At 63.6% G+C, this 13,524-nt stretch carries 13 protein-coding genes; all 13 read right to left on the bottom strand.

Features of this window, described 5'->3' with window-relative positions; genetic code table 11:
* Positions 1 to 353, bottom strand: a 353-nt coding sequence (locus JX325_RS07010; protein WP_204790438.1) for a cell division protein FtsQ/DivIB, incomplete at its 3' end; no start/stop codon positions are given.
* Between the two features lie 60 nt (positions 354 to 413).
* Complete coding sequence (gene murA, locus JX325_RS07005; RefSeq protein WP_204790437.1) at positions 414 to 1,673, bottom strand: UDP-N-acetylglucosamine 1-carboxyvinyltransferase; 1,260 nt, start codon at positions 1,671 to 1,673, stop codon at positions 414 to 416.
* Between the two features lie 62 nt (positions 1,674 to 1,735).
* Positions 1,736 to 2,872: an undecaprenyldiphospho-muramoylpentapeptide beta-N-acetylglucosaminyltransferase gene (gene murG / locus JX325_RS07000; RefSeq protein WP_204790436.1), complete on the bottom strand. Its 1,137-nt coding sequence runs from the start codon at positions 2,870 to 2,872 to the stop codon at positions 1,736 to 1,738.
* A 14-nt stretch (positions 2,873 to 2,886) separates the two neighbouring features.
* Positions 2,887 to 4,269 (bottom strand): putative lipid II flippase FtsW, encoded by a 1,383-nt coding sequence (gene ftsW / locus JX325_RS06995; RefSeq protein ID WP_204790435.1) that lies wholly within the window; start codon positions 4,267 to 4,269, stop codon positions 2,887 to 2,889.
* A gap of 30 nt (positions 4,270 to 4,299) precedes the next feature.
* A complete protein-coding gene (mraY, locus tag JX325_RS06990) occupies positions 4,300 to 5,286 on the bottom strand; it encodes a phospho-N-acetylmuramoyl-pentapeptide-transferase (RefSeq protein ID WP_204790434.1) in 987 nt (328 codons plus the stop codon).
* 41 nt (positions 5,287 to 5,327) lie between these two features.
* Complete coding sequence (locus tag JX325_RS06985) at positions 5,328 to 6,770, bottom strand: UDP-N-acetylmuramoyl-L-alanyl-D-glutamate--2,6-diaminopimelate ligase (protein WP_204790433.1); 1,443 nt, start codon at positions 6,768 to 6,770, stop codon at positions 5,328 to 5,330.
* A gap of 104 nt (positions 6,771 to 6,874) precedes the next feature.
* A complete protein-coding gene (locus JX325_RS06980; protein ID WP_204790432.1) occupies positions 6,875 to 9,403 on the bottom strand; it encodes a penicillin-binding transpeptidase domain-containing protein in 2,529 nt (842 codons plus the stop codon).
* A 115-nt stretch (positions 9,404 to 9,518) separates the two neighbouring features.
* Positions 9,519 to 10,067 (bottom strand): hypothetical protein, encoded by a 549-nt coding sequence (locus JX325_RS06975; protein WP_204790431.1) that lies wholly within the window; start codon positions 10,065 to 10,067, stop codon positions 9,519 to 9,521.
* A 36-nt stretch (positions 10,068 to 10,103) separates the two neighbouring features.
* Complete coding sequence (rsmH, locus tag JX325_RS06970; RefSeq protein WP_204790430.1) at positions 10,104 to 11,033, bottom strand: 16S rRNA (cytosine(1402)-N(4))-methyltransferase RsmH; 930 nt, start codon at positions 11,031 to 11,033, stop codon at positions 10,104 to 10,106.
* 10 nt (positions 11,034 to 11,043) lie between these two features.
* Positions 11,044 to 11,490, bottom strand: a complete 447-nt coding sequence (gene mraZ / locus JX325_RS06965; protein WP_204790429.1) for a division/cell wall cluster transcriptional repressor MraZ — start codon at positions 11,488 to 11,490, stop codon at positions 11,044 to 11,046.
* Between the two features lie 371 nt (positions 11,491 to 11,861).
* Positions 11,862 to 12,377, bottom strand: a complete 516-nt coding sequence (locus JX325_RS06960; RefSeq protein WP_204790428.1) for a hypothetical protein — start codon at positions 12,375 to 12,377, stop codon at positions 11,862 to 11,864.
* The gene (gene coaD / locus JX325_RS06955) at positions 12,367 to 12,873 is read right to left on the bottom strand and encodes a pantetheine-phosphate adenylyltransferase (RefSeq protein WP_204790427.1); all 507 of its coding nucleotides are present in this window, start codon (positions 12,871 to 12,873) and stop codon (positions 12,367 to 12,369) included. Before coaD ends, JX325_RS06960 begins: the two co-directional genes overlap by 11 nt.
* Positions 12,874 to 12,889: 16 nt before the next feature.
* A complete protein-coding gene (rsmD, locus tag JX325_RS06950; RefSeq protein ID WP_204790426.1) occupies positions 12,890 to 13,444 on the bottom strand; it encodes a 16S rRNA (guanine(966)-N(2))-methyltransferase RsmD in 555 nt (184 codons plus the stop codon).
* Positions 13,445 to 13,524 lie beyond the last annotated feature (80 nt).

The raw sequence follows: 13,524 nt of genomic DNA, 5'->3' as shown, positions 1-13,524 counted from the left end.
TTCTGGACCAGGGCGAAGGGCCGCCCGCTCTCCCGCACCTCAATGAGCNGGGTGTCCGGCAGCTTCCGGTTCACCCGGATGTCCTCGATATAGGGCAGCTCCCCGGTAATGGCCCGGACGACGTCATACTTGTTCAAAAGGTACATGTTGGACCCCAGCTCCACGCCGGAGGCCGCTTGAATCTCCTCCGCCGTGTAGCGCTTCTGCCCTGTGACGACGATGTTATCCACCCGGAAAAACAGGGTCATGGCGGCGATAATCGCCGCGCAAATCACCAAGACGGACAGCAGCTTATAGAGGAAGCCGAAACTTCCCCGTCCTCTTCGCCGCTTTGTATGCTTCCGTCTCGCCATGCCTACGCTCCAGTTCTATCGCAAGGGGGACCGCCTCCGCGGCCCCCGCGTATTTTCCTGTTAATCCCCAATCCGGGAGATCTCCGCCCCCAGGCATCCCAGGTCCCGGACCAGGTCCTCATAGCCCCGGGCAATATGGCCAATCTCGGAGATTTCCGTCTCTCCCTCCGCCGCCAGGGCCGCCACGCACAGCGCCGCCCCGCCCCGGAGATCCGTGCACCGCACCGGCGCGCCGTGGAGGCGCTCCACCCCCGTCACCACCGCCGTCCGGCCGGAAACCTGGACATTGGCCCCCATGCGGGCCAGCTCGCCCACATGGCGGTAGCGGTTTTCAAACATATTTTCCTCGAATACCGCCGCCCCCCGGCAGCGCAGCAGCGCCGCCATCAAAATGGCCTGGGCGTCGGTGGGAAAGCCGGGATAGGGGGCCGTCCGCACCGGGCGCACCGCCGCCGGGCGCTCCCGGCTGACACAGGCGATGCCCTCCCCGCCGGAGCGGATGGAGCAGCCCGCCTCCCGCAGCACGGCGGTGACGGTGGACAAATGCTCCTCCCGCGCTCCGCGCAAAAAGACCTCTCCCCCGGCGGAGGCCGCCGCGCACAGATAAGTAGCCGCCGCAATCCGGTCCGGCATGACGGCGTAAGTACAGCCATGAAGGGGCCGCCTGCCTTCCACGGACACCGTGGAGGTTCCCGCTCCGGAGACCCTGGCCCCGCAGGCGGTGAGGAAATTTTGGAGATCCACAATCTCCGGTTCCCGGGCGGCATTGGCGATGGTGGTGACGCCGGAGGCGCCGCAGGCNGCCANCATCAGGTTTTCCGTGGCTCCCACGGAGGGGAGGCTCAGCACAATCTCCCGGCCCCGAAGCCGGGGGGCCTTGCAGTGCAGGACGCCGCCGGCGTCGTCGATTTCCGCCCCCAGGTCCCGAAGGCCGGAGAGGTGCAGGTCGATGGGCCGGGGGCCCAGCTCACAGCCGCCGGGATAACTCAGCTCCGCCTGTCCGCACCGGGCCAGGATGGCCCCCAGGAAAATGGCGGAGGACCGCATCTCCCGCATCAGCGCCTCGGAAACCGCCCAGCCGCTGAGACCCCGGGCGTCCACGATCAAAACGTTTTTCCCCTCCCAGCGGGCCGTGCAGCCCAGGCCCTCCAGAATGCGGACGGAGGCGTCCACGTCCCGCAGGCGGGGACAGCCCCGCAGCTCCACCTGGTCCGCCGTCAGCAGCGTGGCCGCCAGAATGGGCAGGACGCTGTTCTTTGCCCCCTGTATCCCGGCCTCGCCCCGCAGGCGGCTGCCGCCTCTTATGACTAAATGGCTCATGTCCGTCCCTCCGCTCCAAGAATGGTGTAACGCTCCATCCTATGGGCGAANGGGATTTCTGGTTACTTTCGGATCTCCAGCACCGTCTGATAAATGCGCTCCGCAGCGTCCCGGATGCCCAGGGAGGCCATGGCCTCCTCCATGGCCCGGAGGCGCTCTTCATCGCGGAGAATGCCGCAGGCCGCCTGGAACAGGGCCTGGCCGGAGCACTCCGCCTCCAGCAGCACCGCCGCGCCCCCGGCCTCCTCCAGGGCCCGGGCGTTCTTCTCCTGGTGGTTGTTGGTAACATAGGGGGACGGGACCATCAGCGCCGGGGTCCCCAGGGCCGTCAGCTCACTGATGGTAGAAGCCCCGGCCCGGCAGATAACCAGGTCCGCCGCCCGCATGACGGGGGCCATGTCGTAAATGTATTCCCGCAGCTGCAGCGCCGGGCAGGCCCCCAGGTCCACGCCTTTTTCCCCCAGGGCCTCCAGCATCAGGGGACAGCCCTGCTTCCCCGCGCCGTGGATGTGGTAAAAGGGCTGCTTCGCCGCCTCCAGGGCCAGAAANTNCGCCANCAGGCGGTTCATGCCCGAGGCCCCCAGGGACCCCCAGAAGGAGACGATCAGGGGCCTCCCGTCGTCCATGCCCAAGGCCCGCTTGGCCTCCGCCTTCGTCATCGAAAAGAAGTCGTGCCGCACCGGCGTGCCGGTAACCACCACCTTCTCCGGGCGGCGGTAGTGCTTCCGGCAGGACTCGAAGCCCACCATGATGCGGTCCGCGTAAGTTTCCAGCATCTGGGTAGTAAGGCCCGGAACGGCGTTGGACTCGTGGACCGCCGCGGGAATCCCCGCCTTGGCGGCGGCCTTTACCAGCGGGTAGCTGGCATAGCCTCCGGTGCCCACCACCGCGTCGGGCCGAAAGGCCCGGAGGATGGCCCGGGCCTCCCCGGGCGCCCGGATGAGGTTGCCTAGGGAAATGAGGTTGTGCTTGATCTCCGCGGGCTGGAAGGAGCGGTGGAAGCTGGAAATATGGACGGTCTTAAAGTCGTAGCCCGCCTTGGGCACCAAAGCCTTTTCCAGGCCCCGCTCCGCGCCCACGAATAAAATCTGCGCCTGGGGGTTTTTCTCCAGGGTCAGCTGGGCCAGGGCGATGGCGGGGTTCACATGCCCCGCCGTGCCGCCGCAGGTAAAGATGACCCGCTGCAACGGTCTTGGCATCGAAAACGCCTCCTCTATCCAGCCCTGGTAGGCTTCATTTGACGCGACACCGACAGCACGACTCCCATTTCCGCCAGCTGAATGGACAGGGCCGTGCCCCCGTAGCTGAAAAAGGGCAGGGAAATGCCGGTGGTGGGCAGCAAGCCCGTCACCACGCCGATGTTCAGGAAGGTCTGCATGGCAATCAGCGTGGTGACGCCGATGACCAGGAGGCTTCCGAAGCGATCCCGGGCGTGGAGGGCAATCCAGTAGCCCCGGAGAATCAGGGCCGCGAACAGGAGCATGATAACGCTGGCTCCGATGAGGCCCAGCTCCTCGCAGATGATGGCGAAAATGAAGTCGTTATGCTCCTCCGGAAGGAACAGGAACTTCTGGCGGCTCTTCCCCAGGCCCACGCCAAGGAGGCCGCCGGAGCCGATGGTAATCAGGCTTTGGGAAAGCTGGTAGCCCTTATCCCGCATATCCGCCCAGGGGTTCAGCCAGTATTGGATGCGGGAGGTGTTGTAGCCCACCACAAACAGGGCAAAGTACAGCATTCCCGCGGCCGCGCCCATGGCGCCGAACACCCAGGCCCAGTTGATGCCGCCCACCAGCATCAGCGCCGCGCCCACGCCCAGAATCAAAATCGCGCCGGAGAGGTGGGGTTCGATGGCCACCAGGCCCGCCGTCACCAGCAGCAAGGAGGCATAAGGCAGGATGCCGTAGCGGAAGGAGCGCATGAGATCCTTCTTCTTCGAAATGCTGTCGGAGAAGTAGATGACGATGGCCATCTTGGCAATCTCCGAGGGCTGGAAGCTGAAAAGCTCGCCCACGCCAATCCAGCGGGTGGCGCCCTTTACCGTGACGGCGAAGGGGTTTCCGGGAATCGCCACAAAGATCAAAAGGAATATGGACACGTACAGCAGGGTTTTCGCCAAGCCCCGGAGACGCCGGTAGTTAATCTTGCCGATAAACAGCATGCCGGCCACGCCCATGACGGCGAAAACGGCCTGCCGGACAAACCAATAGGTGGGGTCGTTGTTCTTGGTATTGTAATAGGCGGAGGGAAAGCTGGCGGACAGCAGCATCACAAGGCCGATGGCCATCAGCAGCAGGACCAGCAGGCAGAAGGGCAGGTCAATGGGGCCCCTGGCCAGCTCCCTGCCCTCTTCCTCCAGCGCCTGCTGGCGGAGGCGGGCCTGCTGGCGGCGCTGGGCTTCCTCCCGGCTCAGGGGACGGCGGCGGGGACGCTTTACCGGCTGCCGCTCCGGCACGGGGAAGGGAATTACCACGCTCTGCCGGGCCGGGCGGCGCTGCTGGCTCTGAACAGGCTTGCGCCTCTGCTGGGCGGGCCTGCGCTGGGGTTCCGGCCGCCTCTGGGGCTCCCGCCGGGCCGCTGAACTGCCGCGTGCCGCCATATACTCCCTCCTTCTCTTAACAATTCAGACTCAATAGCGCCCCTGGATGCCAAGCCAGGCCAGGACGCAGAACAGGATGGTCACGCCGGAGAACACCGTCACCAGCTTCGCCTCGCTCCACCCGGAGAGCTCCAGGTGGTGGTGCAGGGGGGCCATCTTAAAAAAGCGTTTGCCGTGGGTGGCCTTGAAATAAGCTACCTGGATGATGTCGGACAGGGTTTCCAAAATATAGATAATGCCCACCAAAATCAAAATCAAGGGCATATCCATGGCGAAAGCCAGGGCCGCCACCGCGCCGCCCATGAAAAGGCTGCCGGTGTCCCCCATGAAAACCTTGGCCGGGTGGTGGTTGTAGCAGAAGAAGGCCGCCAGCCCTCCCGCCAGGGCGGCGGGGAACAGCGCCAGGGGCGTCAGCCCCCACTTGGCGGCGGCGGCGGTGAAAAACACCATCACCACAAAGGTAACGCTGGAGGACTGACCGTCGATGCCGTCGGTGAGGTTCACCGCGTTGACGCAGCCCACGATGACGAAGGCGGCGAAAATCAGGTAGAGAATCCAGTTGATCTCCACGGTGACGTTCAGGAAGGGGACATACAGCGCGTTGGTCAGCAGTCCCTCATAGCGCATCAGGCTGAGAAACAGCACCGCCGCCGCCAGCTGGAGGATAAACTTCTGCTTGGCCGTCAGGCCCTCGTTCTGGTGCTGGCGGACCTTGCGGTAGTCGTCCACAAAGCCGATAAGGCCGAATATCAGGGCAAACAGGTACACGTACAGGTGGGCAAACTCCCCCCGCAGCATCGCCTCCCAGCCCATGAGGAAGGCCACCACGCCGGAGCCGATGATGAACATGATGCCGCCCATGGTGGGCGTGCCCGCCTTCCCGGCGTGCCAGGAGGGGCCTTCCTTCCGGATCTCCTGCCCCGCTTTCAGCTTCCGCAGCTCCGCAATGACGAATTTTCCCAGGACCAGGGTGAGCAGGAAGCTCACCAGCCCCGCCAGCAGCAGCGTAACAATCATAGTTTTCCCTCTCCCCCACCCGGTCCCGCCGGGCGGCTTTTTCACTTGCGCAGATAGTCCGCGACAATCTCCCGTTCGTCCATATGGCGCTTCTCATGGCCTACCTCCTGGTAGGTCTCATGGCCCTTGCCGCAAAGAACAATCACGTCCCCCGCCCGGGCGTGGTCCAGCGCCCAGTGAATGGCCTCCACCCGGTCCTCGATGACCTTATAGGGCGTCCCGGTCCCCGCCAGCCCCGGCAGGATACCGGCGATGATGTCCGCCGGGCGCTCCGTCCTGGGATTGTCGGTGGTAACCACCAGAAAGTCCGCGTTCTCCGCGGCGGCCCGGCCCATCTTGGGCCGCTTGGCCTTATCCCGGTCCCCGCCGCAGCCGAAGAGGGCCACGGTCCGGCCCTTGGCAAAGCCTTTCACGGTGCTCAGGACGTTCACCAGGCTGTCCGGGCTGTGGGCGTAATCAATGAGGACGGTATAGTCCTTTCCGGCTGTGGGAACCACCTCCACCCGGCCCTTCACATGGGGCACCCGGGACAAAACGGCGGCGCTCTCCTCCAGGGGAATCCCCAGGGCCAGGGCCGCCCCCAGCACGCCCAAGGCGTTGTCAACCATAAAGTGCCCGGGGATATTCACCCGGACGGAAGCCCGCTCTCCCCTGTATACGGCGGTGAACGCCACATGATCTGCCGCCAGGACGATGTTTTCCGCCTGAATGTCCGCCGTGCCGGAGCTGGAAAAGGAGAGCAGCTTGCAGCCGGCGTGCTCCAGCAGGCGGGGCGTCCAGGGGTCCGCGGCGTTGACCACGCCGGTTTCGCAGTTCCGAAACAAAATGGCCTTGGCGCCGCAGTACTCCTCCATGGTCTTGTGGAAATCCAGGTGGTCCTGGGTCAGGTTCGTAAAGACGCCCACCTGATACGGGACGCCATATACCCGGTCCAGATACAGGGCGTGGGAGGAAACCTCCATCACCACATGGGTGCAGCCCGCGTCCCGCATTCGGGCAAAGAGCTTTTGGAGCTCAATGGATTCGGGGGTGGTCCGCTCCGTGGGCAGGACCTCCTCCCCAATCATATTCTGGTTGGTGCCAATCAGACCTGCTTTCTCTCCCCGGGCCTCCAAAACGGCCTTGAGAAGATACGTGCTGGTGGTCTTCCCGTTGGTCCCGGTGATGCCCACCATGGTCATGGATTCCGCCGGATGGCCGTAGAAGTTGCCTCCTGCCACCGCCAGGGCCCGGCGGGAGTCCGCCACCTGGACGTAGGGGATTCCCTCCCCTTCCGGCGGAACCTGGCACAGCACCGCCGCCGCGCCGGAGGCCATGGCCTGGGGGATGAACTTGTGTCCGTCCGCCGCGTAGCCGCAGAGGGCCGCAAACAGGTCCCCGGCCCCCACCCGGCGGGAGTCGTATTGAACCTGGGCGATCTCCGTCTCCAAATCCGCGGTGGCGGAGAGGATTTCCAGGCCCTTCAGCAGTTCTTTCAGCTTCATACTTGTCAAACCTCCATCCAGTTGAATACGTCCTGGATGATTATAACCCGAATAAAACGCAATGTATACGGCATATCCTGCCGGAAAATCGGCAAAACCTGCTCTCAGTCTCTTACGGAATTGTCGCCAAAGCGCACCGTCACGACGCTGCCGGGGGCCAGCTCGGCCCCCTCCTCCCGATCCTGGGAGATGGCCTTGACGTTGCCGGACTCCGCGCTGGTCGCACCCGTCACCCGCATAATAAAGCCCGCGTTGGTCAGTGCCTGATTGGCCTCGGCGGCGGTCATGCCCAGCACATTGGGCACGGCCCGGAGGGCGTCGTTCTTTTCCTCTCCCAGGTACAGCACGATGGTGGCGTTGTTCGGCACGATGGCGCCCCCCTCGGGGGTCTGGGCGGTAACCTCCGCGCCGCTGCCCAGCGTGCGGAAGGTAAAGCCCGCGTTTTCCAGCCGCCCCTTGGCGGTTTCCAGGTCCTGGCCCACCACATGGGGCACGGCGGCGTCGGCTCCCGCCAGCTGGTCGGCGGTATAGTCCGGCTCCANGCCCAGAACGGGGAGGATCTCCCCCATAATCTGGCTGGCCGTGGGGGCCANCATGTTGCCGCCGGAGGGGTAGGTCCCCGTGGTACGGCTGGGGGTGTCCATGGTCAGCAGCATGATGTACTGCGGATCGTCCGCCGGGGCAAAGCACATAAAGGACACCACGATGTCGCCCTTGGGATTGGAGGGGGTTTTGGTTCCGGTTTTGTCGGCGCTGCCGGTCTTTNCGCCGATGCGGTAGCCGTTCACCTGCCCGTTTTTCCCGGTGCCCTCCGCCACCACGTACTCCAGGCACTCCCGGACCTTGNCGGAGGTCTCCTCGCTGACCACCTGGCGGATGCACTTGGTCTCGTGCTGGCGCAGGATGTTCCCCTCCCCGTCCAGCACCTGCTCCACCACATAGGGCTCGTAGAGGTAGCCGCCGTTGACACAGGCCGCCTGGGCCCGGATCAGCTCGATGGGGGTGACGTTGAAAGTCTGGCCGAAGGAGTAGGAGGCCAGGGAGACCAGGTTGGAGTTAAAGTCCTTCTCCTCCGCGAAAATGCCCTGGACCTCGCCGATCATGTCCACGCCGGTCTTTTCCATCAGGCCGAAGGACTTGAGGTATTCATAAAACTTGCTGGTGCCCAGGGTCTGGCCGATTTTGATGAAGGCCGGGTTGCAGGAGTTCCCCACCGCCTTTTTTAAGATCTGGTGTCCGTGCCCGGGGGCGGCCCGGGAGCAGTTGATGGGCTTATCCCAGCCCTTGACCATGACGGAGCCGGAGCAGTCGAAGGTGGAGTTCATGTTGATGACCCCCTCTTCCAGGGCCGCCGCCAGGGTGATGGGCTTGAAGGTGGAGCCGGGCTCGTAGGTGGAGTCGATGCACTTGTTCCGCCACTGGCTCTGGCGGGCGTCGTCCTTGGCCTTGGTCACCGCCTTTTCATAGGCGCTCACCCGCTCTTCCCCGTCGTCTTCTATGCCCGCCTCCTCTCTCGCGGCGGCCTCCGCGGCATCCTGCGCCGCGTATTTGTCCCGGTCCTTCTCAATGTCCTCCAGCTTCTTTTCCAGCTTGGCTTTCAGTTTCCCGTCGTAGAGGACGCCGGACTGGTTGGAATCGTAATTGGGATAGGACGCCATGCCCAGGAGGGCCCCGGAATTCACATCCATCACAATCCCGGTGCCGCCGTTGGCGGCGTCGAACTTGCTGAGCATGGACTCCATGCCCTTTTCCAGGGCGATCTGGACGTTGATGTCCAGGGTCAGCACCAGGTCGCTGCCGTTCTCCGCGTCGAAGTACTGCTCATACTGGAACAGCAGGGGCTGGCCCTTGTTGTTCTTGGCTGAAATGGTCCTTCCGGCAGTACCGGAGAGGTCCTCGTTGTATTTGACCTCCAGTCCCACGGCTCCCTTGCTGTCGATGTCGACAAAGCCCAGGACGTTGGCCGCCATGGCGTTGTAGGGATAATAGCGCTTGGAGTCCGGATTCAGGTGCACGCCGGTGACGCTGCGCCGCTGGCCCTCGGGAATCTCGTTTCCCTCCTCGTCGATTTCGCCGTTCAAGAATCTCCGGATCTCGTCCGCCGCCTCCTTCTCCACCTTCCGGCTGAGAATGACATATTCGGACTTCGTGTTTTCCATCTTCTTTTCAATGGACGCCTGGTCCATGTCCAGAATGCGGCTCAGCCCCCGGGCAATGTAGCTCTGGTCCCGGATGGGCTGCGGGGTATAGGCCTCCCCCTCCTCCAAAGCCCGGGCAGCGGCCTCCTCCTGGGCCTCCTCCTGGCTCTCGACATACTGACCGATGCGCAGGGGGTCGAGAATCACCATCTCCGCCGTGGTGGAGCTGGCCAGGATGTTGTGGTTTTTGTCGTAGATGGTCCCCCGGGAGGCGATGATTTTGGTCTCCCGGGTCTGCTGGGTCACGGCCCTGGCCTGCATTTCGTCATGACGGTTGATTTGGAGATCGTAGAGCTTCCAGAACAGCAGCAAAAAAGTCCCCACGCCCATCACCAGCATCATCAGCAGCGTCCGCCCGCGGATAATCTGATTGGCCCTGCGGGCGGATTCGCTCTTGCGGTGAAGGGCGGGAGTCTGAGGGGTACGGTTCGCCATGCTGCTGCCTCCTAGTCGGAAATTTCAAAAAATAAGGATGAAGCGGGGGAGCAAGAAGACCGGCTTCCCGCTCCCCGCTGTCNGGAAATCATGTCAGCTCATTATAGTGCGCCGGTTAGTCAAAATATTCCACCACGGCGTAAACCCCGCCGTGAAGGGAGGAGAGGATGCGGCTGAACAGCCCCGGCTCCTTCTGCCGGTAAGCCACGGCGGAATCCCCNGCCGACAGGTCCAGCTGGCTCATCTGCGTGCNGCTGGGCTTGGACATNNCGGCGNCCTCCGCCGCCTCCTTTACCGAGGCCATGTCGAACATCCGCTGGTACTGGGCCGTGAGGGCCGCGTTCTCCGACTCCAGCTCCTCCAGCTGGCTTTGCAGCTTCACCGTATCCGCAGACAGCATGGTCAGCTGCACGTAGCTCATCAGCACCAGCAAGGCCAGGCCCATAATGGCCGCCACGCTCAGCACCGCCAGGNGGGACACCACCTGCCGCGCCCGGAGCAGCACCCGGGGCGCCTCATAGACCTTCGCCTTTTCCCGCGTCTTGGGAGCTTCCCCCGCGTGGCGCAGGGCCCGCTCCCGAACCGCATAGTCCAGGTCATAGGCCAGGCTGCCGTTGACCGCCTGTTTTCCGCGATACCGCATGTCCCGCGCCGCCGATGCCATGAAGCCGCCTCCTTTCCGTCATTTCGAAATCCGGTTTCAGATGTCCAACTTGTCCAATTTCTCCGCCGTGCGGAGCCGGGCGCTTCTGGCCCGGGGATTCTCCGCCACCTCCGCCGCCGAGGGCGTCACAGGCTTGTCCAGCCGCACCAGCGGCTTTTTCCCGCAGACGCAAACCGGAAACGACGGCGGGCAGGTACAGCCCTGGGCCAGCTCCCGCAGCGTCCGCTTGACAATGCGGTCCTCCAGAGAGTGGAAGGTGATCANCGCCAGCCGCCCGCCGGGGCGGAGCTTGTCCGCCGCCGCCCTCAGCATGGGAGGCAGAGCGTCCAGCTCGCCGTTGACGGCAATGCGGACTGTCTGAAAGCTCCGCTTGGCGGGGTGCTGCTTTTCCCGCAGGGCCGCCGGTGGCATGGCGGATTTAATAACCTCCACCAGCTCCAGGGTGGTCTCGATGGGCCGCTGCTCCCGCCGTTTCGCGATGGCCCTGGCAATGGCGGGGGCATACCGCTCCTCGCCGAAATCGTATAGAATCCGCCGAAGCTCCTCCAAGCTCCANNAATTGACCACCTCCCGGGCCGTCAGNGNAGCGGAGNGGTCCATCCGCATGTCNAGCGGCGCGTCGTGCATATAGGAAAAGCCCCGCTCCGGATCGTCCAGCTGGGGAGAGGAGACGCCCAGGTCGAAGAGCATCCCGTCCGCGTCCTCCTCCAGGACGCTTCCAAGCTCCGAGAAGTTGCTGTGGACCAGCCGAACCCGGTCCATCCAGGGGGCCAGCCGCTCCCCGGCCGCCTCAATGGCGGCGGAATCCCGGTCGATGCAGATGAGCCGTCCGGTGGTCAGCCTCTTGGCGATCTCCCGGGAGTGCCCCGCCCGGCCCAGAGTGCCGTCCACATAGACGCCTTCCGGGCGGATGCGCAGGGCGCCGATGCACTCGTCCAGCAGGACGGGCTTGTGTGTGTATTCCATAGAACCTCTTTCAAGAAAGCGTGCGGCGGCGGGCCCGGGCCAGGGCGTCCATGGCCGCGGCCATGTCCTCCTCCTCCAGCATCCGCTGTTNCCGCTCCGTCCAGGTCCCTTCGTCCCAAATCTCGGCGAAGGTATTCAGGCCCACGATGGTACAGGCCTTTTGCAGCCCCGCGTACTTCCGCAGGGGGGCGGGAATCAGCACCCGGCCCTGGCCGTCCGGCTCGCACTGGACGGCGTTGGCGTAGAGTAAAGTTAAAGCCCTTGCCTCTGTGTAGGGCAGCTCGTCCATCTCGTCGGACATTTGCTCCCACTTGGCTTGGGGGTAAATGGTCAGGCAGTGCTCGGCGCCGATGGTGATGAAAAAGGTGTCGCCCAGCGCCTCCCGCATGGCGGAAGGGATCACAAGGCGGCCCTTGGCGTCGATGCTGTTATTCGATTTTCCCAGCAGCCTCGCCATAGGTCCGCCCCCCTTCCCCCTTTTTTGGGATAGAATGGGGCAAGCCTCCACTTAACTGCCTCAAATCCCCACTTCTCCCCACCTATGCTACCTAGTATACGAAAACGGCGACCGAAAAGCAAGGATTTTTTTTCGACGGAAAATTGGGCCTTTTCTCTGAAATCCTTGATTTTTCGCCTGTTTTCTATAAAATAGAACGGGCGTTCTACTTTTTTTCTCCTCGCTTCCACGCAAAAAAAGGCGCTCCCCGCCGCAATATCTTGCGACAGGGAGCGCGCGAGCTCCAATTTTTTTCCACATCTAGCGATATCCGGTTTTGTTTCCACAAAAGTTTCGTCAATTTCGCCAAACTTTTGTTAGCTATATGTAACTCAGGTTTCGTTCTCCTCGTTTTTCTTTTCCAATTTCTGCCTTTGCTCCTGCATCTTGGCGGCGGAGGTGGTGCGGAAACGGACCCGGGACTGCTTCACCTCGTCCAGGGCGGCCTGGACGGCCTCCTCCGTCCGGGCCAGGGCATCCTCGGCGTAGCTGTTGGCCACCTGATAGAGCTGGCGGGAGCGCTCCTCCGCCCGGGTGACAATCTGCCGGGCCTTCTCCCGGGCGGCGTACATGACCTCGCTTTCGGAGATCTTGGTCTTGGCCTCCAGCTCCGCCTGGCGCATCATGCGCTCCACGTCCCGCTTGGCGTCCTCCACAAACTTCTCCCGGGCGGCCAACAGCTCCTGGGCCCGCTTGATTTCCGCCGGAAGCTGGGCCCGGAGCTCGTCCAGCAGATCCAGCAGCTCGTCCCGGTCCACAATGCTCATGCTGGGCTTCAGGGCGGGAGCTTTGGCGTCCTCGATCCGCTCATAAATCATATCAATCAGGCGGTTGATGTCATTGGCCATGGTGTGATCCTCCCTCATTCTCTGTCAGTTCCGCCACAAGCGGGATGATAGGCGCGGGCAGATACTTCTCCAGCGGCTGGCGGTATCGAATCATCTCCCGGGCCATGGAGGAGCTGAAATGCTGGTAGGGGGCGCTGGCGGGCAGGNGCATGGTCTCCAGCCCCGGGCAGATTTCACGGTTGATCTGGGCCATTTGGTACTCCCCGTCGAAGTCCGTCACACAGCGAACCCCCCGGACGATGGCGCAGGCCCCGTGATTTTTGGCGAAGTCGGCCAGCAGGCCGGGCCAGAGCTCCGCCTCCACGTTGGGCAGTTCCCGGATGGCGGCCCGGACCATTTGGAGCTTNCGCTCCGGGGTAAACATCTGGTTGCGCTTTTCGGCGTTGGGGCTGACGCAGACCCAGATCCGGTCAAAGCATCCGGCGGCCCGGCGGATGATATCCAGGTGCCCCAGGGTGATGGGGTCGAAGCTGCCGGAGCAGATGGCTGTTCTCATGCGCGATTTCCTCGTTCTATTCGTTTCCCTCCCGGCAAAAGAGGGTGACGGCAATCTTGCCATAGCGGTAAGTCTTTCGCAAACGGCACCCCGCCGGGACGTCCAGGCGGCGATCCGCCGGGTGTTCCGCTACGATTATACCATAAGGAGCCAGAATGTCAAATCCCGGGGCAGCCAGCCGCTCCAGCGCCTGTTCCAACAGGCCGGAGGCGTAGGGCGGATCCAGGAACACCAGGTCAAAGGACTCCCCCGCCCCCGCCAGGAAGGCCAGGGAATCCCCATGGACCACCCGGGCCCGGTCCTGAAGGCCCGTCAGGGCCAGGTTCTTTTTTATCAGCGCAAATGCGTCCTTCCGCCGGTCCACGAAGACAGCGGAAGCGGCCCCGCGGCTCAGGCACTCAATGCCCATCTGCCCGGTTCCGGCGAAGAGGTCCAGCACCCGGCGGCCCTCGACGTCGAATTGCAGGGCGCTGAATACGCCCTCCTTCACCCGGCCGGTGGTGGGGCGGGTTTCCAGCCCCTCCAGCTCCAGCAAACGGCGGCCCCCGGCGGAGCCTGTGATGACGCGCATGGCGGTTCCTCCTATAAGGCGGCGGTTTGTTTCGGCGTTTATTGTACGGCAAAGTTCTCCGGTTTTCAAGAGCTTTTTCC

The organism is Oscillibacter sp. CU971 (genome assembly GCF_905219725.1).
Lineage (GTDB): Bacteria > Bacillota > Clostridia > Oscillospirales > Oscillospiraceae > Oscillibacter.
This window is presented reverse-complemented; position numbering and strand designations above follow the sequence as displayed.